Source organism: Mucilaginibacter koreensis, from assembly GCF_054783355.1.
In genome coordinates this window covers 2,092,532-2,118,972 of sequence record NZ_BAAGQS010000001.1, presented here as the reverse complement: position 1 = coordinate 2,118,972, position 26,441 = coordinate 2,092,532, and the positions used below count along the sequence as shown (strand labels likewise).

Sequence of the window (26,441 nt, the reverse complement as noted above, 5' to 3'; positions counted from 1 at the left end):
TTTAAAATAATACCCAAAATTACGACGGTACCCTGCCTCAAAAAATTAACAAAAGTTAATTAATGCCGGCCACCTGCAGCAATACGCTTACGAATGCGGCTAAGGGATACTGGGGTGATCCCTAATAAAGTAGCCAGGTGTTTATCGGGCACCCGGTTTACAATGTTGGCTTTTTCTTTCACCAACTGCAGGTAACGTTCTTCGGGTGTAAGCAGGATGAAAGACTCTACCCTTGTCATGGAATCGGCCAGCATGTTTAAGATGAATGAATTGCGCTGAGCGGCCAGCTTAGGGTTGCGGTCGAGCAGTTCCTGAGCTTTATCGTAATCAATTTCTAATATCACTGTGTCTTCCATGGCCTCATAAATAAAACGTGAAGGCTGCTGTAGAATGATATTATCATGCGAGGCAATAAACTGGTTTTCCCAGCGCAGCAGTACCGTAATTTCTTCGCCATTCTCTTTAAGCAAATAAGCCCTGATGAGGCCTTTTTTAATAAAAGCCAGTTTGCGGTGCAGCGCTCCTTCTTTAATGTAAACACTATGTGCAGGCAGCCGCTTGGTACCGGCCATATTAAACAGGCCTATCAAATCAGTTATACTGAGCTCTTTAAAAACAGATAAGTAATACTGTATGTCTTCCGCACTTAACATCTCCGGCAAATTAAGGGTTTAATGGAGCTTGGTAAACAGTTGATTGAATGAATCCGCCAAAATATGTTTTCGAGGTTATGGTATTATACTGATAATTTGAAAAAGCGCCCCGAATATCAGGTAGTTGACTCACTTGTACACACCCCAATAATTTAAAAAATCTATACATGGTTTTCAATAAGATGGCTTGCCACCATTTACCCTGCAACTGAAAATCTGCACACAACCACGCCCCCCCGGGTTTTAGCTGATGATGCAGGTGAGTAAAAATGGCTTGCATTTCCTGGTTGGTAAAATTGTCCAGCAAAAAAGGGGTGAAGATAACATCATAAACTTCGGTTTTTTGTACCTGCTCAACGGGGGCGGTAATGTATGTGATTTGATTCTGTCCAACATTTCGCTTTTTGGATAAAGCAATCATATTAGCCGATATTTCAATGTAAGTAATGTGTAAGCCGGAGGAGTGTAGCCGGGTTAGTTCATCCAATATACTGCCGGTTCCGCCTCCTGCAATTAAAACATGGCTGCCTGCCGGAATATAGGACAGCAAAAACTTTTGCGCGGCCATCAGCCGGTTACCGAATACCAGGCGCGAAAGGCGGTCATAAAACCAGGCCACATTATCATAATTGGCAGCCATGGTTTAAAAATGAAGTTGATGAAATACCAATAGCATCACATACTGCAAAATCAATACGCTATCCAGCCAAAAGAAATAATAATACTCATTTTTCTTCCAGCGGGCATTAAATATTAATATGCCCGTGAAGATTACGGCAAACGTAAGCGCCCAAAAATCGATATTGAATCCATTGTTGCGAAACAGAAAGAGCAAAGCCACATAGCCAGCCAGCAGCAATTGGCAAAACAAGTATGCATTCTTTTCGCCCCAGGCCACAGGTATGGTTTTTAAACCAGCCTGGCGATCCTGAAACAGATCACGGATATCAAATGGAATGGTGAGTGCACCGATAAACAAAAAACGTTTGGCAATGAGTATTGAGGTATCCTTTGATCCTATATGAGTCAAGCCCATGTTCTGGGCTTCCAGTACTGGCAATAGTACGCAGCTTAATGTCCACACTAAAGTAATCAAAAAAGGTTTTAACCCCGGAATGTTGCGCAGCCCGAACTGCTGAGTGCCGGCCTTGAACAATGGAAATCCATAACTGAAAGAAAGTATACCTAAAAAAATAAGCAACAGTTTTGAAGCGACTGATAATAAAAAGAAGACGGGTATCAGGGAAAGCAAGGCTACGATGGTAAATATCATCATCGCCTTGTGGTGGCCAAAAAACCAGCGTACACGCCGGTAGGATGATTTTTCGGGATACCGGGGTTTAGTTATTAAAATGCAGAAATTATACAGGCCCAATGTAGCACTAAATAATAACAGTAAAACAGGCAGGGTAGGTTGAGCATCAATCAGAAGAAAAGTAACCAGGCCTTGCGCCACGGCACACAATGCCATAAATATATTGCTGAACAGCAAAGCATCGAATGCGGATTGCAGGAGTTTCTTCATATAGGCTGAAAACCATTAAATGCCTATGGGCAATTAATGGCGTGAATATAAGCAGCCTTACAGTAAAATAGCTTTAGGTTAAGCGTTTATTTTAGGTGCTTCTGCAGCTTTTAACTCAAATATGGTAATTTCTGGTAGTATACCCACGCGGCCGGGGAAACCTAGAAAACCATAGCCCACGTTTACATATAGTTGCTGCTGCGCCTGCTGGTAATGGCCGGCCCATTCTTTATACACATATTCTATAGGGCTCCATTGAAAACTTTCGGCCCGGACACCGAATTGCATGCCATGCGTATGACCCGAAAACATCACATCAATTTGCGGGTAATGCGGCAGTACTTCACCGCGCCAATGGGAGGGATCGTGCGAGAGGAGTAATTTTACCGGCAGGTCATCGGTATGTTGCGTAGCTAAATCCAAGCGCCCGTATTTAGGAAAACGACTTAAAGCGCCCCAGTTTTCTACCCCTAAAATTCCAATTTCTTCGCCCTCTACTTTCAGCCGGCGATTGGTGTTCCGAAGCAAATCCCAACCTAACAGGCGGTGGGCTTCCAACAGTTCATTAAAATTTTTCTGTTTGGAGTTACCGGGCCAGTAGCTGTAGTAGTCGCCGTAATCATGATTGCCTAAAGATGAATAGACACCCAATGGAGCCTTTACCTTGTTGAATACATCAAAATAAGGATTAAACTCTTTAGACATCATGTTCACCAAATCGCCGGTAAAAAAGATGAAGTCGGCTTTTTCCCGCATCAGCATTTCTACACCACCCATCACGGCGCGTTTATTGTAAAAACTGCCGGAGTGAATGTCGGAAATTTGCCCCAGGCGTATGCCATCAAACTTTTTGGGCAACTTGGGTAGGTACAAGGTTTGCATGCGAATATGATAATCATACGCGCCTGTCGTGATCGCGAAACCCACTGACACCAATGGGGCCGCACCGGCAATTAAACCGGCTTTGAGTAAAAATTCTGAACGTGGTATTACAGGGAGATGGGAGGATGGAGGTTGGGAATCAGTTACTGATGCAGGTTCTTTAGTCTTCGTTTTCCGGCTGAGCAAACGCTTGGCATCTGCGGCCAGTAAAAACAACAGGAAAATAGTTTTAAATACCAATGCAATACAAGCCACCATTAACGTGCCTGCCTTGGCGCCTACGCCAAACTTTACATAAACGCTAAGCAGCAAACCCGCTATCAGCAGCACATTGAATACCCAGTACGAATAAGTAAATGCGGGCCGGCGGGGCCATGTGCGTTTCGGAAAAGCGCTACGGATACCGCTTAAAATATAAGCATCGGCCAATAAGAGGCCGATGCCGAAAAGTAGTAACTTAAAAAATTGTCCCTGCATGGGTGAAGCAAATACTAATAACGGTCGTCGTTGAAATCCAGATCGTCATCATCCGGCTGCAGGTTGAACAAGCTGTCAAACATATCGCCGAAGGCAAAACCGTTATCTAAAAATCCTTTGCTAAGTTGCGAAAATTCCGCCAATCCGTGCAATACAAATTCCATCAGCAGTAGTTGCTGGTTTTCGGTTAGCCGTGGGTGGAACTGTTTTACCACTTCTTTCAATCCGGTTACGGAGTTGAGCATCTTTTTATATTCTTGCAAAGGCAAATCATCTACTAATGATAACGTGTTGCCGCCTGCAAACCAGCTCACTACATCATTGTAAGGGTTGGTGCTGTTAGCTTTTTTGCCCTTCTTAATTTTTTCAGGATCAGGGAAAAATTTAGAGAACAATATTTTGATGGCCTTGCCCAGTAAAATGGTAGCTACTTTAGCCGAACCTTCCAATTCGCCTTCATATACCAGCTCAATTTTACCGGTAATAGCCGGGATAACGCCTAAAAAGTCGGCAATGCGCACAAACGTACTTTTCTCATGATTAATAATCATGCGGCGCTCTGCATTGCTAATCAGGTTTTCATAGGCTGAAATAGTTAAACGGGCTGATACGCCTGATTTTTTATCTACGTACTCCGAATTACGGGCTTCAAAAGCAATCTGCTCTACCAGGTCTTTTACCAAGCCGTCTGCTTCCACCGCTACGCGCTGCTCTGCGCTTAACTGAGCTTCCTGCTGGGTAATTTTACGAGAAATCTCCACTGAACGTGGATAGTGAGTTAAAATCTGGCTTTCAATCCGGTCTTTCAGTGGGGTTACAATGGAACCCCGGTTGGTGTAATCTTCAGGGTTGGCAGTAAACATAAATTGAATATCCAGCGGCAGGCGCAATTTAAAACCGCGTATCTGTATATCTCTTTCCTGCAGGATATTGAACAACGATACCTGGATACGTGCCTGTAAATCGGGCAGCTCATTAATTACAAATATACCCCGGTGTGCACGCGGAATTAAGCCAAAGTGTATCACGCGCTCATCAGAATACGTTAGTTTTAAGGTAGCTGCTTTAATAGGGTCTACGTCGCCAATCAAGTCCGCTACAGTTACATCTGGCGTAGCCAGCTTTTCGGTATAGCGCTCTGAGCGGTGTACCCATGCAATTGGGGTATTATCGCCCAACTCGTTAACGGTATTGTGACCAAACCACGAGATAGGAGCCAGCGGATCATCAAACAGCTCTGATCCTTCAATATAAGGCATGTACTCATCCAGCAAGTTCACGAGCAGGCGGGCAATACGGGTTTTTGCCTGACCGCGTAAACCCAACAACAAAATGTTATGGCGAGATAAAATAGCCGTTTGCAAATCGGGGATGACGGTATCTTCATAACCCACAATGCCTTCAAAGCCACCTTCTTTTTTCTGCAATTGCAGAATAAGGTTTTCTCTTAGTTCTTCTTTAACCGAGCGGCTCCGGTAATCGGTTTGCTTCAGTTGTCCGAGGGTTTTAATATTTAGTTTTTCGTTCATTGCTTTTAATAAGTCCGGAAGCGGCGTAAACCAAACATCCGGAAGTGATATGTTTTGTGTTTAAACAGAAGGTTATCTTACCGTTTTTCTGCGGTTACGGATGTAATCTTCAAAAATATATTCGCCCAGGCCATTTAGTGAGCTGTAAAAAGCTTTGCCGCCATTGGTTTCCGTAAACTTGCGTACAAACTGTTGCAAGTAAGGGTCTTTGGCAATCATAAAAGTGGTGATGGGTATTTTCAACCGTTTGCATTGTGCTGCCATGGTTAATGTTTTATTCACCACCTTACGGTCGAGCCCGATACTGTTTTTATAATACTTGGTGCCTTCTTTTAAGCAAGTAGGCTTACCATCGGTAATCATAAAAATTTGCTTGTTGCTGGTTTTACGGCGGCGCAAAATATCGGTTGCCAGTTCTAAACCTGCATACGTATTGGTATGGTAGGGGCCTACCTGCAAATAAGGTAAGTCTTTTAAGCTGATGGGCCAGGCATCATTACCAAACACCACAATGTCCAAGGTGTCTTTCGGGTACTTGGTTTTAATTAATTCAGCTAAAGCCATGGCTACTTTTTTGGCTGGTGTGATGCGGTCTTCGCCATACAAAATCATGGAGTGCGAAATGTCGATCATCAATACTGTAGACGTTTGAGTCTTGTAGTCCATCTCCTCTACTTCCAGGTCGCGTTCGGTCATCATAAAATCGCCGATGCCGTGGTTTACCTGGGCATTGTGGATAGACTGTGTCATATCAATTTGATCCAGGCTATCGCCAAACTCAAATTCCCGCCGCTCGGAGTTACGCTCATCGCCCTGCCCCGATTGCGGCGAACGGTGATTTCCTTTACCTGATTTTTTTAATTTACCAAAGATTTCCTCGAGGGCCGATTGCCGGATACTTTGCTCCGTTTTGGCTGTAATATTAAACTCGCCTTTTTCGCCATCTTCAGTTAAATAGCCTTTCTGCTTCAGCTCGTCAATAAAATCACCCATGCCATAGTCGTCATTGGTGATGTTATATTGCTTATCCAGTTCGTTCAGCCAGGCCAAGGCTTCGCCTGCATCGCCGGAGGTATAGTTGAGCAGCTCCAGAAATAATTTTAATAATTCATCAAACCCGCCTTTAGGTAGTTCGCGGGCGATGTGTTTTGAAAATCCAAAACCGCGCATAGTAATCCCTTTCTTATTTAAAGTAACGAATAAAATTTCTTAAAAGTTTAGGTGCAGAGCGGGGAGATGTGAATTGTTGGGGAAATATGACAAAAGGCGCTTGCTTGTTGCTTTGATATTGGTGCTATTCGCTTCTTGTTTCTGTGCTTTGTTGAATGTTGTTGTTCTTTTGTCTTGATCAAAAAGTAACAAAAAATCAAGTACAGCCCCGTAAGGCTTTTTTGCCGCACGAGGCCTACCCTGCAAAGCCAGGTAGCACCACAGGCTGTTTAGTGTTTGCGTATGAACAGATCGTGCTTTGCCCGTTGTTAGTGCAAACACTAAAAGGCCTCTCTCTACCACACAAAGCCATCAGTGCTGCCCGCCTTTCGCCCAAAGCTGAGGGGCTGACGAGAGAAAGAGAATCAAGAGTAAAGAACCAAGAATCAAGAAATAACTGGTATCACACCTATCACCATCACGTCATTGCGAGGTACGAAGCAATCTTTATACGCCCGACTAAGACAAGGTGCATAGAGATTGCTTCGTTCCTCGCAATGACGTGCTTGAGGGAGGGAATGCATCTTCACCCAGGCGCGGTGGGCTGGCAGAAACCGCCCGGGCCATGCGTTGGCCTTGTGCGTGGAAGGGTTGTTTCTGCCTTGATTTTTTGTTACTTTTTGATCAAGCAAAAAGTAAACTACCATTCAACACAACACAGAACTACATAGCAGCAATAAACAAAAAACACTAACCCCTCATAATCCCCTCAATCACCCCTTCATCATAAACTGGGTTAGCGCCGCGCTGACTGGCTACATAGGCACCTACCGCACCGGCACGGGGTAAAATGGTATCAATAGGCTCTTCTTTTAGTAAGCCGCAAATCAGCGTAGCTAAAAAGGAGTCGCCGGCACCTACGGTATCGGCAACGGTAATTTCAAAGCCGGGGTGTTCGTATAGTTTTTCATCGTGCCAGATGACAGCACCATTTTCGCCGCGGGTAATGCAAATGGTTTGTACATGAAATTTGGCCCTGAACTCGGCTAACTGGTCAGCTAATGAGTTTTTACTTGCATAAGTGGTGCTTAAAAGAATAGCAGCTTCTTCCTCATTCATTTTAATTACATCGGCTTTGGCTGCTAAGGTTTCAATGGTATCCAGGTTGTAATGCGGTGGCCGCAAGTTTACATCAAAAACACGTAAAGCTTTACTATTGTCCAGCACATCTAATAAAGTGTTTAGCGTAGTTTCTTTACGGTTAGCCAAGCTGCCGAATACGATTACATCTGCTTTTTCGGCATGTTCCATCAGCCATTTTTCAGGCTGCATATTATCCCAAGATACCGGCTCGGGTATGGTATAAGTGGCATGGTTATTTTCATCCAGTTTTACCGTAACTTCACAAGTGGGCAGTTTCTCGTCTTGTTGTATTAACAAAGTGTTGATATCAGCATCCTGAAGGGTAGCCACCAGTTCCATACCCGAATCATCGGCCCCAACCCGGCTGGCCGGCAGGGCGTTTACCCCTTGCTGAACCAAATGGCGGGCCACATTGAAGGGTGCACCACCTGCTTTTTTGCCATCGCCAAAGGCATCCCATAATATTTCGCCGAAGCAGAGTACAAGCTTGTCCATAAATTGATGTTACCTGTTGATAAGCGTAAAGCTAAAGGATTTTAGCCAAGAAAATGTTTAACTTACGGCATGAAAAAGTTTTTGCTGCTGTGTTTGAGTTTGATCATGTTTGATTTATGTCAGGCACAGGATAAACAAGCCATTGCCCGGGTATTGGAAACACAACGCCTGGCCTGGAACAAAGGAAATCTTGAGGAATTTATGCAGGCTTACCGTGAGTCGGACTCTTTGATGTTTGTAGGTAAAAGCGGTGTTACTTACGGCTGGCAGGCTACACTTAAAAACTATCAGAAAAATTATCCTGATAGGGCGGCAATGGGCCAGCTTACTTTTGATATCAAACAAATACAATTGCTGGATGCTCATAATGCCTTTGTATTGGGCGGATGGCATCTAAAGCGCGAAAAAGACGAGCCAGGCGGTTACTTTACCTTATGGTTCAAAAAGATTAAAGGAGCTTGGAAAATTGTGTGCGATCATACTTCGTAATTCCTACCCATGTCATTTCGACCGTAGGGAGAAATCTTCTTCGAGCGTTGAGCGTACGGTAAACCAACTTGTTGAAGAGGATTTCTCCCTACGGTCGAAATGACAACAGGATAAACCTTTTGTAGTTTCAACAAGTTATATCCTAATGGAAACCGTTGCAAAAAAACCATACAACTTAACCGATATGCTGGGCCGAATTGGCGAAGCTATTGCGGCTTACCCTAAAGCGGCTATGTTTGAGTTGTATGAGCGGGGCTATACGTCTCTGTTTGAGCAGCTGATGTCGTGCATCATATCTATCCGGACCATGGATGAGGTTTCTATACCAGTATCATTACGCTTATTTGAAAAAGCACGTACCCCGCAGGAAATGCTGAAGCTAAGCCCGCAGGAATTGGAGACTTTACTGCATGGTTCCTCTTACAACGGGCAAAAAGCCTATACCATGCTGGATATTGCCCGAACGGCTATTGAAAAATACAATGGTGAACTGCCTGCCGATTATACTGCGCTTACAGACCTGAAGGGCGTTGGCCCTAAATGTGCTAACCTGGCGCTGGGCGTGGCCACCCATACACCAGCTATTAGTGTGGATATTCATGTGCACAGGGTAGTTAACCGCTGGGGTTTCATTAAGGCTTCAACACCCGAAAAAACCTTGCTGGCCCTGGAACAGAAAGTACCGCAAGAACAATGGATTGATATCAACCGATTATTAATGCCTTTTGGTAAGCACATCTGCACCGGCAACCTGCCTCATTGCAGCACCTGCCCGGTGCTGGAGTATTGTGAACAAGTAGGGGTGACTAAGCACAGGTAGAAAGCAGCAAACACCAAAATAGGTATGTCATTTCGACCGCAGGGAAAAATGACAAGAGAGGATAACTGCTTCCTACTTCGGCAAATGCGCTGCCAGTGCTGCATCGGCTCGTTTAATAGCTAACTCTTCTTTCCAATTCATATACCGGCCTTTGTAGCGGCGTTTCATAAAATTGTCGAAATTGCGCTGTATGGTAAGGTTGTACAGGCTTTTGGCTTTAATAGCCCATGATTTATCCCAGGCGCGCAATGAAATAGAGAAGGAGCCGTCCAGGTACTTCATCCAGTGCCAGAAACCGGTGGGCATAAACAAGGTGTCGCCATGTTCTAAAATAGTTTCTTGTCCCTCAATACCATCCAAAGCCGGGTACTTACTGAAATCCGGGTTTTCAATGTCATAATCTTCCAGTGCATAAGTAGCGAAAGGAATGCAATACAACCGCTCTTTCCACTTGTAATCGAACAACATCACATGCTTGCGGCCATGAAAATGGGTGTGGAAGATATGGGCCAGGTCAATATCGTAATGCAAAAATGTAACCGAACCGGCACCACCGAAAAACATATTAGGGTACTTATCCAAAAAGCCACCCATTAAATCGGTAGGTGAGCGGTAATCCTGTAACAAACCCGGCGCATGCTTAATGGGGTCAAATAAAAAAATGCGCAGGTCGGTGGGCTCTTTTTGAATCAGGTCAATATAATCGCCAAACTTCATTTCTGAAGCAGCTGCATTAATGGGTTTCGAAGGGTCGGCTTTTGAGCTGTCATACAAGGGCACAATTTGCTCGCCTACACTTTCCTTCAAGTATTCGAATGTCCATTTCTGCAGAGCAGGCCAGGTTTCTGTAGCTTTCCGAATAACCAGCGGTTTGCGCGGATTAAGATAGTTGTTTACAAAATCCTCTTTAGTGATATGGTCAACACGGTCAATCGGCGATAGAATCAATCCCATGGTAGTATACAAGTTAACGAGTAGCAAAATTAACATTAAAGGTGCTTTAATGTTATCATAAATTGGTATTCACTTCATTTTGCACACAAAAAAGCCCAGCGCTTTATTGCAGCCGGGCTTCATCGTGTATATATTAGTTAATTGTATTGGGCAATATTAGTTAGGCATTAACACTGTGTTTACCACGTGGATTACGCCATTGCTCTGAAATACATCAGCAATAGTTACCCATGATTTGCCGCCTTTTTCGTCAACCAGGTACAGCTTTTTGCCTTGCAGCATGGCAGTCAGCTTACCACCTTCTACGGTAGTTAATTCGGCTTTGCCATTACCTGCTTTAACCTTAGCCATCAAATCAGCAGCGCTTAAGCGGCCGGCTACAACGTGGTAAGTTAAAATTTTGGTTAAGGTAGCTTTGTTCTCTGGCTTCACCAGGTTATCTACAGTACCGGCAGGCAGTTTGTCAAAAGCCTCATTTGTTGGGGCAAATACGGTGAATGGACCGGCACCTTGTAAGGTCTCTACCAAATCGGCAGCTTTTACAGCAGCCACCAGCGTGGTGTGGTCTTTAGAATTTACTGCGTTCTCTACAATGTTTTTGGTAGGATACATGGGGGCACCGCCTACCATTTTGGTTTGGGCATTGGCTTTAGGTGCAACGGCTAAAGCTACTAAAGCAAACGCTGCCATCATTAATTTTTTCATTGTCTAATTGTTTTTGGTGTTTTGAAATCAATTACGATGACAAGTGAAATATGGATTTAATAAATTTAAAAATTTTTATAAGTATTTTTAAATCAGTGAATTGCCGGTATTTGGTATTTATTTAATGCCATTTGTGTACAATTACTAAGTGTAACGAGTGGTTAAATGAGGTATATACGGGATGTGATGGGCTCCGGTTTTATAAACTAAAAGAAAAGTGCAGCCGCAATATGGTCAGCATATAGCTTACCGGCAGGGGTAAGGTAAATATGGTTGTCTTGTTGTTGTAGCCAGGCCTTGTCGAAATAAGATTGAGCCTCACTGAGCAGCGTACGGGCTGTACCTGAAGAAATATTGTTCAAATGCTCCAAATCCAATCCCCATTGCGTGCGCAACGAAGTCATGATATACTCGTTTAGCCGGTTCTCTGTGGTTAGTTCTTCAGTTTCGGCAGCAAAGATGTTATCAGTAACCGCTTTCAGGTATTGAGCATTATTCGCTACATTCCATTGCCGGCTCTGTCCGTTAAACGAATGTGCTGATGGGCCGATGCCTAAATAGTGTACGCCTTTCCAATAGTTGGAATTATGTTTAGAATAACGGCCCGGCTTGCAGAAGTTTGAAATTTCGTAATGTTCGTAACCTTGTGTTTGCATGGCCTGCATCAGTTGAGTAAATTGATGGGCACTTTGCTGCTCGTTCATCGCGGGCTGCTGCTTGCGTCGAATAAAGGTATCTAAAGCCGTTTGCGGCTCCACCGTCATGGCATAGGCCGAGAGGTGAGGGATATTCAAATCAAATAAAGTCTGCAGGTTATGCTGCCACTTTCCATCGCTGAGTAGCGGGTAGCCGTAAATGAGATCGGCCGTCAGGTTGTCAAACCCGGCATCCTGTGCCAGCTGTACCGATTGCAGCGCCTGGCCGGCATAATGGGCGCGGTTCATCCATTTTAAATCCTCGTCGAAGAATGATTGTATACCAATGCTCAGTCTGTTTATCGGGGTTTGGCGTAAGGCGTTAATCTTGTCTGCGCTTAAATCATCCGGATTAGCCTCTAATGTAATTTCTGCATTTGAACTTACCTGATGAAAGCGATGGATTTCGTCAAGCAGAAAATTGATTTCATCAGCATCAAGTAACGAAGGAGTGCCGCCGCCAAAATAGATAGTTTCAACCGTTTGTTGATTTAAGTAATCTTTTTGCATTCGCAGCTCATTACCCAAAGCTTGTACCAGTTCTTTACGGTATTTGAGCGAAGTGCTAAAGTGAAAATCACAGTAATAACATGCTTGTTTGCAAAAAGGAATATGGATGTAAATACCCGCCACGGTGCAAAGGTAATCTACAAAGCTGTTGCGAAACAACAAACTGCGGGTAAGATTGCAATTGCATGAGTAAAAGAAACTCCGCTGTTCATCTTATACTTAACCGGGCATTATGCTCCGGCTATGATTGCTGCCAGCTTTGTTAAAATTTTTTCTGAAATTCGCGGACAGTTAACTGTGATAGCACATTAGTATGCGTTTTTGTATCTGGGTATTGGTTTTTTGGTGTTTTAATTTTTGCAGCGCTTATGCGCAGCAAGATTCAGGCGCCGTTACAGCACCTGATACTATAGTTGCCGCACAGCGCGTATATCGCCCCCGCGTTTACACCGTGCTCGATTCAGTAGCCGCTGCCATGCGTAATCATGAGCAGCGCGTATCTGATTCATTAGCCATGCGTTATATCAAGGTGCCCGACAGTAACCGCCGCAATCAGTTGTACGAGGCCGTAGTGCGTCCCAGCCTGTACAGGCAATACGGGTTTTACAGCATGCCGGTAAACAGCAAGCACAACCTGCGCGAAGGCCATAGCCGCCGCACCCGCGACCCGGGTGTGCTGATCATCATTATTGGCCTGGTGTTTTATACCGCATTGCTTACCCGGGTAATGAGTAAAGATGTGCGAAACGTATGGCAGTCGTTTTACAGCAAGCGCGTCCTGTCGCAGGTGAGTAAGGAGGATGGTTTGCTCAATTCATGGTCGTTCGTGGGGTTGTTTATTTTGTTCGGCTTTACATTTGGCTTGTTTATTTACCAATTGGCCGGTTACTACAACGTATTCTACTCCATCAGCGGACCGCAGCTTTTCGTGTCGTTTTCCATACTCATTATTGTGCTGTTTGCCGTTAAGCTTATTGTGTTGCGCTTTATCGGTTTTGTATTCAACATCAGTCGTTTGGTGGGCGAATATAGTTCCATATTATATCTCACCTACTTCAATATCACCTTTGTGTTTTTGCCTGTATTGGTATGCTTTAGTTTGCTGGCAGCTCCGTATATACCCTATATGTTAGGTACAGCTTTGTTTTTAGTGGTGGTTATTTTTGTATGGCAATACCTGCGCAGCAGCGTAAATATTATTTCTAGCTTTAGATTTCATAAGTTTTATTTATTTATTTATCTTTGTGCCCTCGAAATTTGCCCAATACTAATATTGATTAAGGCGCTGAATATTAATACTTAGGTAGTAAGGAAACACATTGGAAGATAGAAAGAAAAAGGTTAAAAGCATACTGGTTACATTGCCCAAACCTGAAAACGATAAAAATCCATACACAGAGCTGGCTAAGAAACTGAACCTGAAGATTGACTTCCGTTCATTTATTCACGTAGAAGGTGTACCGGCTAAAGACTTCCGTAAAGAGCGCATTAACCTGGCAGATTTTACAGCAGTAATTTTCACCAGCCGTAATTCAGCCGACCATTTTTTCCGCATCTGCGAAGAAATGCGTTTTGAGGTGCCGGCCGAGATGAAGTATTTCTGTCTTTCTGAAACCATTGCCCTGTACCTTCAAAAGTATATTCAATACCGCAAGCGTAAAATATTTTTTGGTAAACAAACCGCTGCCGATCTGGCGGAGGTATTGAAAAAGCACTCGGGCGAAAAATTCCTGTACCCTTGCTCGGATGTAGCTGCCGAAGAAACCCAAAAGTTTTTGACCGAGAACGGTTATAATTTTACCCCGGCTGTGCTGTTCCGCACTGTTTGCAGTGATTTGTCTGACCTGGCCGATGTGTTTTACGATGTGATTGCTTTCTTCAGTCCATCAAGTATTCAATCCCTCTACAAAAACTTTCCTGATTTTAAACAGAATAACACCCGTATAGCAGCATTTGGAGCCACTACCCATAAAGCAGTGCTCGATGCCGGCCTGATTCTGGATATACCGGCCCCTACACCCGGTGCCCCGTCCATGACCATGGCTATTGAGCAATACGCTAAAATGGCCAATAAATAAGCCGGAGTCAATGCTGTTTTCCTGAAACTTTTTCATTGAAGCTTACGTAATAGTTTTAAAATTACGTACAGGTATTTTAATGGAGAGTATATTAAAATAACTTTTATTTAATATCACGAAATATTTTGCGTGAAGATGGATTTTTTGCACACTTATCATGGTGATTTAGTGCAACATATTCTTTATTTTCGGGGGCTATTATTAATTTAAAATATTGATTTACCTGAATACTATTTTTAACTGAATGAAATATAATTACTTTCTTTTGTTGGCAATAGCTTGTGTTGTACTGTCTGGTTGTGGCAGTATTGGCGGTGGCGGTGGCGACCGTGGTGAAGTGAGAGGCGTGCGCCAGCGTTCTTTTCGGGCAGAAGTACCTTACGGAATGGTGTACATCCCAGGAGGCTCGTTTCTGATGGGGCAAACTGATCAGGATGTAACCTTTGCACAAATTGCACAAACCAAACAGGTAACCGTTTCTCCCTTCTTTATGGACGAAACTGAAGTGAGCAACACACAATACAAGCAGTTTGTGAATTGGGTGCGTGATTCAATTGCCATCACCAATTACCTGAACGACCAGAAATACTACCTGACCCCTAAAGGGCAGGCAGCCAATGCCAACGGTAAAAAATATATCAACTGGGCATACGTGCAAAAAAATCCGGTGTTTAGCAGCCGCAAGGGGAACAATAACTCGCAGAAACTGCAAAGCATGTATTACCAGGGCGATGACCGTATTTTTGACCGTAACGAAATTGACACCCGTTTGCTGAAATACAACTATGCGCTGATGTCGTTACGTGATGCCTCAAACTATCGTTTTGATAAAACCAAAAGACGCTCAGATTTCATCATCCGCGATACTGTGCCTATCTATCCGGATACCCTGGTATGGTTAAATGATTTTTCTTATGCGGCCAACGAGCCGATGGTGGAAGGCTATTTTTCTCATCCGGCTTACCGTAATTACCCGGTAGTTGGGGTAACCTGGCGCCAGGCACGTGCTTTTAATACCTGGAGAGGCCGTTATAACGATGCTTATAAAGATAAACGCGGTTTGCCTCACCGTGCACCATACTCGTTGCCGAATGAAGCCGAGTTTGAATACGCAGCACGCGGTGGCCGTATCGGTACCGATTACCCTTGGGGTGGCCCATACATTAAAAACGCAAAAGGCTGTTTGCTGGCCAACTTTAAGCCTGGCCGCGGTAATTATACCGATGACGGCGGCGCTTACACCGTAAATGTTCGTGCTTATTTTCCTAACGATTATGGCTTGTACAATATGGCCGGTAACGTAGCCGAATGGACTTCATCAGCCTTTGATGAATCGGCTTCCACCTTTGTGCATGATATGAACCCAACCTTCGCCTACGAGGCTAAAGCCACAGATCCTGAAGTGCTGAAACGCAAAGTAGTACGTGGCGGTTCATGGAAAGATATTGGGTATTTTTTACAGAATGCTACCCGTACTTACGAATATCAGGATACTGCAAAAGCTTACATTGGTTTCCGCTCCGTAAGCCATTTCTTAGGCAGAGATATTAAGGATAAAAGATAATCAACCACCTTACTTAGCAATTGCCCTCATTAATTAAGCAACAACAAACAAAACAAACAAACTACAACAAATTTTATGGCAGGAAAGAAAAAACCTTACGGCATTAACAACATCGTATCGTGGGGTGCAACAATTGTGATTATTGGTTTGATGTGTAAAATTCTGCACTTACCGGGCTCTACAATATTCATTGCAGTTGGGTTAGGAGCGGAAGCCATTTTGTTCTTTATTTTAGGCTTTCAACGCGAAGAGCAGGAGATTGACTGGTCAAGAGCTTATCCTGAATTAAGAGACGATTACAATGGTGAGCTGCCAAAAGCTTCAAGCCGTGCTATTGCTGCTCCGGTAGCAACAGGTAACACCGCCGCGTTAGATAAAATGCTGAGCGATGCTAAAATTGGTCCTGAGCTGATTGAAAGCCTGGGTACCGGTTTAAGAACTTTTGGTGATAAAGTTGCTTCTATATCTACTGTAGCTGATGCTGGTGCTGCCACCAGTGAGTTTACTGCTAAAGTAAAAGCGGCCTCTGCCAGCTATGATGCCCTGAGCAGTGCATTTGCTAAAGCCTCAGCTAACCTGAGCGAAATGGCTTCAACCAATGTAGATTCAAAAGCTTACCATGAGCAGGTAAATAATCTGGCTAAAAATTTATCAGCATTAAATGCAGTGTACGAGCTGGAATTACAGGATTCAAGTGCGCACTTAAAGGCGATGAACAAATTTTACCAGGGCCTTTCAGTAACCATGCAAAACTTTAACGACTCGGTGGCCGATACCCAAAACTTCAAAACAGAAGTGAGTCACCTGGCTAAAAACCTGGCTTCGTTAAATGCTGTGTATGGTAACATGCTGACTGCCATGAACCAGCCCCGCGCTTAATTAACTGAATTTTATACCCATAAGATATATAGAAAGATAGCAGATGGCTGGAGGTAAAGAAACCCCAAGGCAGCGAATGCTCGGTATATTGTATTTGGTATTGTTAGGGCTTGTAGCCATTAACATACCCGACAATTTATTGGCCGCATTCAAAAATATAAGCGATAGTTTGGACGCTTCAAGAGGAAATGTAGACACAGGTATAAAGAATACTTATGCTGCATTTCAAACCAAACTGAAGGAGCAGCCGGATGAGGCAAAGCCTTTGTATGAAAAAGCCCAACAGGCAACTTCATTAGTGGCAGAACTGGATACTTATGTAGAAAGTTTGAAAAAGCAACTGGTTGAAGCCGGAGGTGGTTTTGATGAAAAAATCAATGACTACAAAGGTCGTGACAATCAGGATGTATCTCCACGATTAATGATTGACCAGAAGAACGGTGTAAAGCTTCGCCAAAAAATTAACGAAACCCGTGGTAAGTTACTGGCATTGCTGGGTAAGGATTCTGTTAATGTGAATTTACCCTTGCAAACGCTTGACCCTAAATCTCGTCCGGGTGTGGCAAAAACTACCTGGCAGGAATCAGCTTTTGGTGATGGCGTGCCTATGGGCGCTGCCATGACTTCATTAAGCAAAGTACAGGCTGATGCTAAAAACTCAGAAAACGAAGTAGTAAAAGCAATTTTGGGTAAGGTTGATCAGGCTAAAGTAGTATTGAACACCTTTGTAGGTGCAGCAGTAGCGCCAAGCAGCTATGTAATAGCCGGCCAAAAATACACTGCCGACATCTTCCTGACCGCTTATGATAAAAACTCAAACCCCAACATCACTGTAAACGGTTCTTCTATTCCGGTTTCTGGTGGTAAGGGTACTTATAGTGTAACCGCCAGCGGTGAGGGTATGCACAAATGGAATGGCTTTATTACCGTTCCTGGCGTTAACGGTGCCAAGTCAATGCAAGTTCCGGTAAACGGCGAATATATGGTGGCCCGTCCATCAGCCGTAGTATCACCTGATAAAATGAACGTGTTGTACATTGGTGTACCTAACCCGGTTTCTGTTTCTGCCCCTGGCGTAGCTAAAGAAGATATTAATGTGAGCATGAGCGGCGGTTCTATCAGCGGTTCAGGCGGCCATTATACTGTTAAAGTAAGCAGCCCGGGTGCCGCTAAAATTACCGTAAGCAGCAAAAAAGGTGGTGTATTGGGTGCAATGGATTTCCGTGTAAAACGTATTCCTGACCCTATCGCCGTATTTGCAGGCAAAAGCGGTGGTGCTACCGGTACAGCCAACATTAAAGGCCAGGACCGTGTATTTGCACGCTTGGATAACTTTGACTTTGATGCCAAGTTTAGTGTAACCCGCTTTACCATGTCTATCATTAAGCCCCGCCAGGATATTGTTACCCTAAGCAGTTCAGGCGGTGAATTAACTGGCGCTATGAAGGCTGCATTAGCAGGTATTGGCCCCGGTTCGCGTGTGGCACTGAGCAATATTGTTGCCGTTGGTCCTGATGGTTCTCCGCGCAGCTTAAATGATGTGTTATTAACAGCAAATTAATGCTAAAAATGAAAAAGATTCTGATTGTAGCTTTGTGTGTGTTATCGGTTAGCAGCAGCATGGCACAGCGCAAGCGTACCACGCGCAAAGCTGCACCTAAAAAAACTGCTACTGCCGCCCAGCCACAGCAAACAGCTTTGGGTACACAAACTGATGATGCTTCAAAAACATCGGTAGCTACAGCCAAACCGTTTGAGCGCCCATTGGATGGTTATTTCAAGAAAACCAATATCCTGAGCGCCAAAGTAACACCATATCCTAATCTGCGCGAAAACGATGTGGCTTTTGCCAAGCGGATATGGCGCGAGATTGACCTGCGCGAAAAGATGAACCAGTATTTAGGTTCGCCTAAAGCCCGGTTAATTGATGTGCTGATGAACGCTGTAATGGCGGGTGAGCTTACCGCTTATGATCCAACGCCAACTAAGGACGACCCTAATGGTGATAGTTTTTCTACCCCATTAAAACCGGGAGAGGCAATGGCCAAATTTGCCGATAGTACGGTGGTGGACCAGTTCGACCCGAAAACTGGAGACAAAATTGGTTCGAAAATGGTAGCAGGTGAATTTAATCCGGATAGTGTGATCAAGTTCCGTATTAAAGAGGACTGGGTATTTGACCGCCAGCGTTCTATCTTCGAGCCCCGTATTGTAGGTATTGCCCCTATGGTAAAACCTAAAGTGGGTAACGGTGTCGAAACTGACTACCAGCCTGCCTTCTGGATTTACTTCCCTGATGCACGCCAGGTACTGGCAGTTAAAGAAGCCATGAGCCGCAACAGCGATGCCACCGGCTTAAGCTTTGATGACGTGTTTATGAAACGCATTTTTGCCAGCTACATTGTTAAGCAATCTAATGACAAAGACGAACGTATTAAAGACTACGCACAAGGCATTGACCGCCTCTACGAATCTGAGCGCATCAAAAAATCGCTGATGGATTGGGAGTTAGGTTTGTGGAGCTATTAAGCCCCCCGTCTCCCTAAAGGGGAGTGCAATATTGATAACAAAGGCCGCTTTTACGAAGCGGCCTTTGTTATTTTTATATTAACATAACGTTATTACGAGGAACGAAGCAATCTCTGTACGTTTGGTTATAGCAAATCCCTGAGTGATTGCTTCGTTCCTCGCAATGACGTTACGGCGGTGTTCTTGGTTTAAGATGGAATTTTAATATTCACTAAGCAGAAGGCGCCTCTTCTCCCGCAAAATATTCCAACACGGCTTTCGCTTGTTTCAGGTTGATGACTTCCAGCAAGTCTTCTTCCTTCGCTTCCCGTATCTTTTTAACTGATTTAAAATACTTCAACATCTTTTCGGCGGTAAGTTTACCTATACCGGGTATCAATTCCAGTTCAGTAGCCAGGGTGCCTTTATCCCGCTTTTTACGGTGGGCGGTGATGCCAAAGCGGTGAGCCTCATCTCGTAATTGCTGTATGATTTTCAGCGTTTCTGATTTCTTATCTAAATATAAAGGATATTGGTCGCCGGGGTAGTATAACTCTTCCAGGCGTTTGGCAATGCCGATAACGGTTAATTGCTTGTCGATACCCAATAGCCTCAGGCTTTTTAGCGCAGAGGAAAGCTGGCCTTTACCACCGTCGATGATTACCAGCTGCGGCAGCTCCTGGCCTTCGTCTAACAGGCGGCGGTAACGGCGGTGTACGGCCTCTTCCATAGTGGCAAAGTCGTTGGGGCCTTCTACTGTTTTTACATTGAAAAACCGGTAATCCTTTTTAGATGGGCGGGCATCCCTAAATACCACAATGGCCGAAACCGGATACTTGCCCTGAAAGTTAGAGTTATCAAAACACTCAATATGCCGGGGCAGGGTATTCATGCGCAAATCCTTCATCATCTGCGTCAGCAGGCGTTCAGTCTTTACTTCAGGATTGAGCTTTTCATATTGGTCTATTTTTTCACGCTTAAAGAACTGTACATTCTTTTGTGATAAATCAAGCAGCTTTTTCTTTTCGCCCAGTTTGGGTACGGTAAATTTAATATTCGAATCATCCAGTTCCATTTCAAACGGAACAATGATTTCTTTAGACTGGCTGTTATATCGCCGCCTAAACTCTGATATGGCTATGGAGAGCAGTTCCTCATCGCTTTCATCCAGCCGCTTTTTTAGCTCAATGGTTTGCGTTTGGATGACAGTACCGTTCATGACTTTCAAGAAATTCACAAAGGCATATTTCTCTTCTGATGCAATACTGAACACATCCACATCGGTAATAGAAGAATTAACAATGGTAGATTTGCTTTGGTAATTTTCCAGCAAATCGAGTTTGCGTTTTACCCGGTGGGCGGCTTCAAAATCAAGGTTGCTTACTGCCTGCTCCATTTCCGCTTTCATATCACGGATGACGCCACCAATTTTGCCGTTCAGAATGTCCTTGATTTCCTGAATGCATTTGTTGTAATCATCTTCGGATTGAAAATTTTGGCAGGGGCCTTTGCAATTACCTAACTGATACTCCAAGCATACCTTAAACTTGCCTGCCGCTATATTTTGCGGCGTTAAAGCCAGGTTACAGGTGCGCAGCGCATAGGTTTCGCGTATCAGTCCCAATATAGTATGCATCATACTCACCGATGCGTACGGGCCTAAATACTTTGAGCCATCACGGATGATGCGTCGTGTCCAGAAAATGCGCGGGAAGTTCTCATTTTTGATGATAATCCAGGGGTAGGTTTTATCATCCTTCAGCATAATGTTGTATCGCGGCTGGTGCTTTTTAATCAGGCTGTTTTCCAGCAGCCAGGCATCAATCTCGCTATCAACAATGGTGAACGTAATATTGCGTATTTTAGATACCAGTACCTTAGTCTTCGAGTTTACATGATGGTCTTTTACAAAATAAGAAGATACACGGTTGCGCAAATCTTTCGCTTTACCAATATAAATCAACTCATTATGTTCATCCCAATACTGGTATACACCAGGCTTGTGAGGTATTTTTTTTAACGCTTCTTTATAATCAAAACTCGACATATCTATTTTTAATAACGGTAAAACCGGGCGTTAAGTTTGCCCTTGCAGAAAGAGTCGGGAGACAAGAACCAAGAGTCAGGACACCTTTCGGAAAAAGATTAAAACGACAAAGGACGAAAGACCGGAATTACATCCTATATCTTTCGTCCTTTGCCGTTTATCTCAACTTCTGTTCCCCTTTAGGGGGTAGGAGGCTCTTAAAATCCTAATTTCTCATCTACCTCATTAGTGCCCTGTTGCTGCTGGCTGTAGGCATTGCAATCGAGCGTAACACTTACGCCACCTTTAGGCGGGGCAAAGTCTATGTTTTGTTTGATGCCGAGCGCTTTGTTGGCGTATACTTTTTTCATGTACAATGCGAAAATAGGAAGAGCCGAGTTGGCCCCTTCGCCCAGGTTGGTAGAGCGGAAATGGATATCTCGGTCTTCACAACCCGTCCAAACGCCGGTAACCAGTTGTGGCGTAACACCGATAAACCAGCCATCCGAATTATTTTGTGTAGTACCTGTTTTGCCGCCGATAGGGTTACGCAAACCATATTTGCTACGCAGGCGCCAGCCGGTACCTTCGTCTACTACACCTTTCAGCATATAGTTCATTACGTAAGCATCCTGCTCGTTCATGGCCTGCACTACTTTAGGATGGTGAGTATATAACACGTTACCGTTTTTATCTTCAATACGCAGCAAATAGGTAGGCTGCGTCCAGGTGCCCTGGTTGGCGAATACGCTGTATGCACCGGTCATGTCATACACCGAGGCATCAAATACACCCAGGCAAATAGACGGTACCGCAGGTACCGGGCTGGTGATACCCATCTTCTTAATCAAGTCGCGTACGGGCGGTGGCGTTACTTCTTTCATTACATAAGCGGTCACCCAGTTTTGTGAGCGGGCCAGCGCTTTACGCAAAGTAATCACGCCAGGTACAGTTTCTGATTTGGCCGATCCGGGCGTCCAGGTGGTGCCTTCCCACTCTACAGTAACGGGTACGTTGTCTACCTGCTGGCAGGGTGAGTAGCCGTTTTCAACTGCCACGGCATAAGTAAAAGGCTTGGCTGTTGACCCCACCTGGCGGGTGCCGGTGCGCACCTGGTCATATTTAAAGTGGGCAAAATCAATACCGCCTACCCAGGCTTTTACATAACCGGTGGTAGGATCCATGCTCATCATGGCATTGCGCAGCAGCATTTTGCAATAGCGGATAGAGTCTATTGGTTTCATCACCGTATCTACTGCACCATGCCAGGTAAACAGGTTCAGGGTATCAGGGGTGTTAAAGTCTTCTTTAATCTCATCGTCAGATTTTCCCTGCAATTTCAGGTATTTATAACGGTCAGATCGTTTCATGCCCTGATCCATCAGCAACGAGAAGTTGTTGATTTCTTTCCATAAGCTGTGGCCGCGCCAATGCTGGTTAAACTGGCGCTGCAAGTCTTTCATATAATCGCGTTGCGCCTCCTCAGCATATTGCTGCATGGTATAATCAATGGTGGTATAAATTTTTAAACCATCGCGGTCAATATCATAAGGGGTGCCATCGGCTTTGTTGATGGATTGTTCGTCCAGAATGCGTTGCACATCTTTTTTCAAAGCCGAGCGGAAGTAAGTAGCCAGGCCTTCGTTGTGGTCATCGGGATGAAAGTTCAGCGTTAATGGTTTTTGTATAAACTCTTCGGCCTGGCCTTCGCTTAAATAGCCTTCGGCAGCCATGCGGCGCAATACCAGGTTTCGGCGGTTAATGGCATTTTGCGGATGACGGATAGGCGAGAAGATGGAAGGACCGTTTACCATACCTATTAACAGAGCAGCCTGGTCGGGCGTTAGTTTGGCCGGGGTGGTGTTAAAGTAAGTACGTGCGGCCGATTTAATGCCAAAGGTATTGTACGCGCCAAAATCAACCGTATTCAAATACATGGTGAGGATTTCCTCTTTGGTATATTTACGCTCCAGTTGTACGGCAATAATCCATTCCTGCAATTTTTGCTGGATACGCTTTACTACATTATGCGAACGCTCGGAGAACAGATTTAAAGCCAGCTGCTGGGTAATGGTACTGCCGCCCTGCTTTCTGCCAATCAGGTTATAAAAGATGATGGTAAAAGTACGGCCAAAATCTATTCCCGAATGGTCGAAGAAACGGTTATCCTCAGTAGCCACTAAAGCGTTTATCACATTAGGTGAGATTTCCTTATAAGTTACATTTGAACGGTTTTGAACGTAGTAAGAACCCAGTATATGCTTATCGGATGAGTAAACTTCTGAGGCCAGGTTGCTTTTAGGGTTTTCCAAGTCGCGGAAGGAAGGCAGTTTCCCAAATACGCCGAAAGCGGTAAGACTAAACAGCAGTACAATGAAAACAAATATACCGATGACGAATTTCCATATCATCCAGTTATATCGTTTGGTATCCTGAGGGGAATTTTTAATAATCATAGCTTAAAAACTTTTCTGGTAATACTCAGCGTAATTATCCAGCATTTTTCGGTCGGCTAATTTATCCAGATTTTCCTGAGTGATGATAAAAAAGCTGTATTTATCTGCCGGAACTTTCATAATCTGGCTCATCAGCGGTATAATACGGCGGCCATATTCCTTGGCATCCTCTAAATGATAGAACCTGCCTACAAAAATCAGTTGGTTGTCGGCACCAATTGGTTTCAATTGGTGTTTAATGGCACTGCCCTGATACGTGGTACGGTTAAACTGCCCTATACCAAACCGTGAAGACGCCAGGTTGGTATTGCCGCTGGCTACATTTACCACAAAATAATAATTGGTACTATCGCGCTCATTAAATAATTGGGGCGCGGGTTTAGCAGGTGCTGTAGCAGTAGCATTTACCGGTGCTGGTTGCGGCAAGTTTACTTGCGGCTTGGCCGCTGGCCGTTGCAGGGTTACTGGTGCTGCAGGCTGTGATGCTGTTAATGGCGTTTGCTGTTGTGGAGCAATTGCCGGTTTGTTTGCTGCTACGGGGTTAGCAGTTACACGGGGCGTTTGCTGCTGTACCACTGGTGCCGGTATAAATGGTATTTCATTTGGGTCGCTGTCCATCAAGGCAAAGCGGCGGGCCGATATCTCGCGGGCATTGGCATCCAGGTAGGCCAGGTGCTGATTTACCAACGGGGTAATCAGCCGGTCATCAGGATAGCTGGCCACGATTTGTTGCAGGTGAGCCTTAAATGGCTGGTATTTTTCCTGGTGACCTAAGGCAATTGCGCGCAGGTAAGCGAGTTGGGCTGCCAGCTTACTGTTGGGATATTGCAGCTGCAACTGCTCGGCCCGTACAATTACCTGGGCATAATCGCGCTTGGCATACAGCGAGTATACTTCGTTGTATAAAGCATTTAATTCTGCATCGCGGTCATCCAGCCGCTGGGCATATTCCGGATCGAGGATAACTTTGGCATATGGGGTTTGTGCAAAGTTTTTTAATAATAAATCTTTGTACTCATCAGACTTTGGCTTGTTGCCGCTATCTGCATACAATCGGTATAAGTTGTAATATATCAGCGGAATATTATCATTGTTAGGAAAGCGCTTGAGCAGTAATTCGTAAACTGCAATAGCTTCGGACTGGTCTTTTAATATATCACGGTAAAAATTGGCAATATCTAAATAGGCATTATAAATGCGGGTATTAGATTGCGCCAATTGTGCAGGTGTGTACGGAATGTTTTGCAGCAATTCGCGGCGGTAGGCGGCAGTAGCTACATCTTCCTCGGTTCGCAGCAACTGGTCAGGCACTACGGCGGGGTTGATATTATTAGTGGTGTTTTGGGTGTTGGCAGTGATATCGCCATTGGCCCGGCTGCTGCGCCGCCAGTTGTCCTCTAAAAGCCGGTTACCCCACTCGCGCTTAAAAGCGGTAAAACCCTGACTTACCGCATTGGTATTGTAAAAATAGAAACTATTGCCATTGGGTATACTGCCCTGTGGTGCTACCGATGGCGCAGCACTAAAAGGATCATCAGGATTAACAGCTTGTTGTGGGTTAGCAGCGGCGGCCTGCTGCTGAATTTTGTACCGATTTACTAATAGATCAATGCGTGCTTGGCGGGTTTTGGCATCCAGGCCAGCCAGCATTTGCAGGGTGTCTTCGCGTGAGATGAGCTGCAGGCGGTCGGCCAGCAGTTGGAGATTATCGGCTTTGATGCGAATACTGTTATAGCCGCGGTAGGTGGGCTGCAGGTTGAGTAGGGTACTATCATAATACTGTTTGGCCATAACATAATCACCCTGGTTTTTAAAGTAGATGTCGGCCAGGCGTAAATAAGATAGCCCTTTTTGTGTTTGATTACGCTGGCTGTAACGGGTAGACAACTTATAGTTTCTAATGGCTTCTTCTATATTGCCTTGCGACAGGTAGAGCTCAGCTAATTGATAATAAATCTGATCGGCAAACTCACGGTCGTTCTCATTACGCAGCAGGCTGCGCAGGCGGTCGGCCCGGCTCATGTGCCTGCCGGTTTGGGCATCCTCCATCCTGATGCGGTTTAGCTCAGCGTTAAATGCCATTACAAAAGGGGCGTTGCTGTTTACAATGCGGCTGTAATTGGCATAAGCTTCATCGGGTTTGTGGTTAAGTTCCTGTAACTGCGCTAATATAAATGTAATGCGTTGGCGTTCGGTTTTGCTCTGGCCTGCTGTCAACGCATTTTTTGCCATTGCTTCAGCTTCGGGGTAATTTTCGGCCTTAATTTCATATTGCAGGCGGGCGGCATACACCTGTGCCGTAGCGTTGGCTTTGGAGTTGATGTTTTGCAAGGCGGTATCAAGCACTAGTTTGGCCTGCGGCAACAGGTTCAAATAAATAAGCGAACGGCCTTGCCAGGCACGGGCCTCTTGTACCAAATTTTCCTGTGTTTTATAAGAGCGGGTTACATAGCCAAAATATTCGGTAGCATTAAAATAATCGCCATTCAAAAAGCTGGCTTTACCTAACAATAGATAAGCATCGCCAATGTAATGGCTTTGTTCTTTAAAATTAATGATGGTATTGGCGCGTGAAGTGACCGATTGCAGGTCCTGGTCGTCGGCGGTGTTGCCGGCATGGCTTATGGTATCCTGGAAAACGTTCAGTATATCGGTATACGCATCCACATAAGAAGCGGCATAAGCATCCTGCTTGGCTTTTAAAACCTCATTGGCATTAAACAGGATGTTATAATGCGCAGTAAGATTTTGTAAACCCCGGTTTACAGCGCTCTTTTTTTCGAGAGAACAGGCAGCCAGCAAGCCTATACACCACACCAACAACAGCAAAGACGACGATTTTCTCAAAATCAAATCAGAGGGATTTTATAAAAGCAAGCTAAATTACTAAAATCTGTGCAACGA

At 44.6% G+C, this 26,441-nt stretch carries 21 protein-coding genes; 8 read left to right on the top strand and 13 right to left on the bottom strand.

Annotated features, from left to right (window positions below):
- Nucleotides 1–59 precede the first annotated feature (59 nt).
- The 7 genes from ACYVNW_RS09625 to ACYVNW_RS09595 form a co-directional block, all read right to left on the bottom strand.
- Entirely contained in the window at nt 60–653 is a 594-nt protein-coding gene (locus ACYVNW_RS09625; protein WP_460679645.1) for a Crp/Fnr family transcriptional regulator, read from the bottom strand.
- Between the two features lie 10 nt (nt 654–663).
- Nucleotides 664–1,293, bottom strand: a complete 630-nt coding sequence (locus ACYVNW_RS09620; RefSeq protein ID WP_460679644.1) for a class I SAM-dependent methyltransferase — start codon at nt 1,291–1,293, stop codon at nt 664–666.
- Between the two features lie 3 nt (nt 1,294–1,296).
- Nucleotides 1,297–2,178 carry a UbiA prenyltransferase family protein gene (locus tag ACYVNW_RS09615; RefSeq protein ID WP_460679643.1) on the bottom strand — a complete coding sequence of 294 codons (882 nt, stop codon included), beginning with the start codon at nt 2,176–2,178 and terminating at the stop codon, nt 1,297–1,299.
- Between the two features lie 78 nt (nt 2,179–2,256).
- Complete coding sequence (locus tag ACYVNW_RS09610) at nt 2,257–3,537, bottom strand: metallophosphoesterase (RefSeq protein WP_460679642.1); 1,281 nt, start codon at nt 3,535–3,537, stop codon at nt 2,257–2,259.
- A 14-nt stretch (nt 3,538–3,551) separates the two neighbouring features.
- Nucleotides 3,552–5,066, bottom strand: a complete 1,515-nt coding sequence (locus tag ACYVNW_RS09605) for a sigma 54-interacting transcriptional regulator (RefSeq protein ID WP_460679641.1) — start codon at nt 5,064–5,066, stop codon at nt 3,552–3,554.
- A gap of 72 nt (nt 5,067–5,138) precedes the next feature.
- Complete coding sequence (locus ACYVNW_RS09600; protein ID WP_460679640.1) at nt 5,139–6,236, bottom strand: vWA domain-containing protein; 1,098 nt, start codon at nt 6,234–6,236, stop codon at nt 5,139–5,141.
- Nucleotides 6,237–6,965: 729 nt separating this feature from the next.
- On the bottom strand, nt 6,966–7,853 hold the full coding sequence (locus tag ACYVNW_RS09595; protein ID WP_460679639.1) for a carbohydrate kinase family protein: 888 nt from the start codon (nt 7,851–7,853) through the stop codon (nt 6,966–6,968).
- Between the two features lie 69 nt (nt 7,854–7,922).
- Here ACYVNW_RS09595 and ACYVNW_RS09590 point away from each other — a divergent pair, with 69 nt between their 5' ends.
- The gene (locus ACYVNW_RS09590) at nt 7,923–8,342 is read left to right on the top strand and encodes a YybH family protein (RefSeq protein ID WP_460679638.1); all 420 of its coding nucleotides are present in this window, start codon (nt 7,923–7,925) and stop codon (nt 8,340–8,342) included.
- Between the two features lie 145 nt (nt 8,343–8,487).
- A complete protein-coding gene (locus ACYVNW_RS09585; RefSeq protein ID WP_460679637.1) occupies nt 8,488–9,162 on the top strand; it encodes an endonuclease III domain-containing protein in 675 nt (224 codons plus the stop codon).
- A gap of 72 nt (nt 9,163–9,234) precedes the next feature.
- On the opposite strand, the gene ACYVNW_RS09580 is transcribed toward ACYVNW_RS09585, so the two are convergent.
- The 3 genes from ACYVNW_RS09580 to hemW form a co-directional block, all read right to left on the bottom strand.
- Nucleotides 9,235–10,116, bottom strand: a complete 882-nt coding sequence (locus ACYVNW_RS09580) for a cupin-like domain-containing protein (RefSeq protein ID WP_460679636.1) — start codon at nt 10,114–10,116, stop codon at nt 9,235–9,237.
- 156 nt (nt 10,117–10,272) lie between these two features.
- Nucleotides 10,273–10,821 carry a fasciclin domain-containing protein gene (locus ACYVNW_RS09575; protein ID WP_460679635.1) on the bottom strand — a complete coding sequence of 183 codons (549 nt, stop codon included), beginning with the start codon at nt 10,819–10,821 and terminating at the stop codon, nt 10,273–10,275.
- A gap of 206 nt (nt 10,822–11,027) precedes the next feature.
- Complete coding sequence (hemW, locus tag ACYVNW_RS09570) at nt 11,028–12,149, bottom strand: radical SAM family heme chaperone HemW (RefSeq protein WP_460679634.1); 1,122 nt, start codon at nt 12,147–12,149, stop codon at nt 11,028–11,030.
- A gap of 190 nt (nt 12,150–12,339) precedes the next feature.
- Between hemW and ACYVNW_RS09565 the strand changes: the two genes are divergently transcribed.
- From ACYVNW_RS09565 to porN, 6 genes are all read left to right on the top strand, one after another.
- Nucleotides 12,340–13,329, top strand: coding sequence for a DUF4271 domain-containing protein (locus tag ACYVNW_RS09565; protein WP_460679633.1), 990 nt, complete (start codon nt 12,340–12,342; stop codon nt 13,327–13,329).
- 16 nt (nt 13,330–13,345) lie between these two features.
- Entirely contained in the window at nt 13,346–14,104 is a 759-nt protein-coding gene (locus ACYVNW_RS09560) for a uroporphyrinogen-III synthase (protein ID WP_460679632.1), read from the top strand.
- 244 nt (nt 14,105–14,348) lie between these two features.
- Complete coding sequence (porK, locus tag ACYVNW_RS09555; RefSeq protein ID WP_460679631.1) at nt 14,349–15,668, top strand: T9SS ring complex lipoprotein PorK/GldK; 1,320 nt, start codon at nt 14,349–14,351, stop codon at nt 15,666–15,668.
- Nucleotides 15,669–15,743: 75 nt separating this feature from the next.
- A complete protein-coding gene (gene porL / locus ACYVNW_RS09550; protein ID WP_460679630.1) occupies nt 15,744–16,547 on the top strand; it encodes a type IX secretion system motor protein PorL/GldL in 804 nt (267 codons plus the stop codon).
- A gap of 43 nt (nt 16,548–16,590) precedes the next feature.
- Nucleotides 16,591–18,108, top strand: coding sequence for a type IX secretion system motor protein PorM/GldM (gene porM / locus ACYVNW_RS09545; RefSeq protein WP_460679629.1), 1,518 nt, complete (start codon nt 16,591–16,593; stop codon nt 18,106–18,108).
- 8 nt (nt 18,109–18,116) lie between these two features.
- Complete coding sequence (gene porN / locus ACYVNW_RS09540) at nt 18,117–19,076, top strand: type IX secretion system ring subunit PorN/GldN (protein ID WP_460679628.1); 960 nt, start codon at nt 18,117–18,119, stop codon at nt 19,074–19,076.
- Nucleotides 19,077–19,287: 211 nt separating this feature from the next.
- Here the strand turns inward: porN and uvrC are convergent, their stop codons facing one another.
- The 3 genes from uvrC to porW form a co-directional block, all read right to left on the bottom strand.
- Nucleotides 19,288–21,102, bottom strand: a complete 1,815-nt coding sequence (uvrC, locus tag ACYVNW_RS09535; RefSeq protein ID WP_460679627.1) for an excinuclease ABC subunit UvrC — start codon at nt 21,100–21,102, stop codon at nt 19,288–19,290.
- Nucleotides 21,103–21,299: 197 nt separating this feature from the next.
- Entirely contained in the window at nt 21,300–23,537 is a 2,238-nt protein-coding gene (locus ACYVNW_RS09530; protein ID WP_460679626.1) for a penicillin-binding protein 1A, read from the bottom strand.
- A gap of 3 nt (nt 23,538–23,540) precedes the next feature.
- On the bottom strand, nt 23,541–26,390 hold the full coding sequence (porW, locus tag ACYVNW_RS09525) for a type IX secretion system periplasmic lipoprotein PorW/SprE (protein ID WP_460679625.1): 2,850 nt from the start codon (nt 26,388–26,390) through the stop codon (nt 23,541–23,543).
- Between the last annotated feature and the right edge of the window lie 51 nt (nt 26,391–26,441).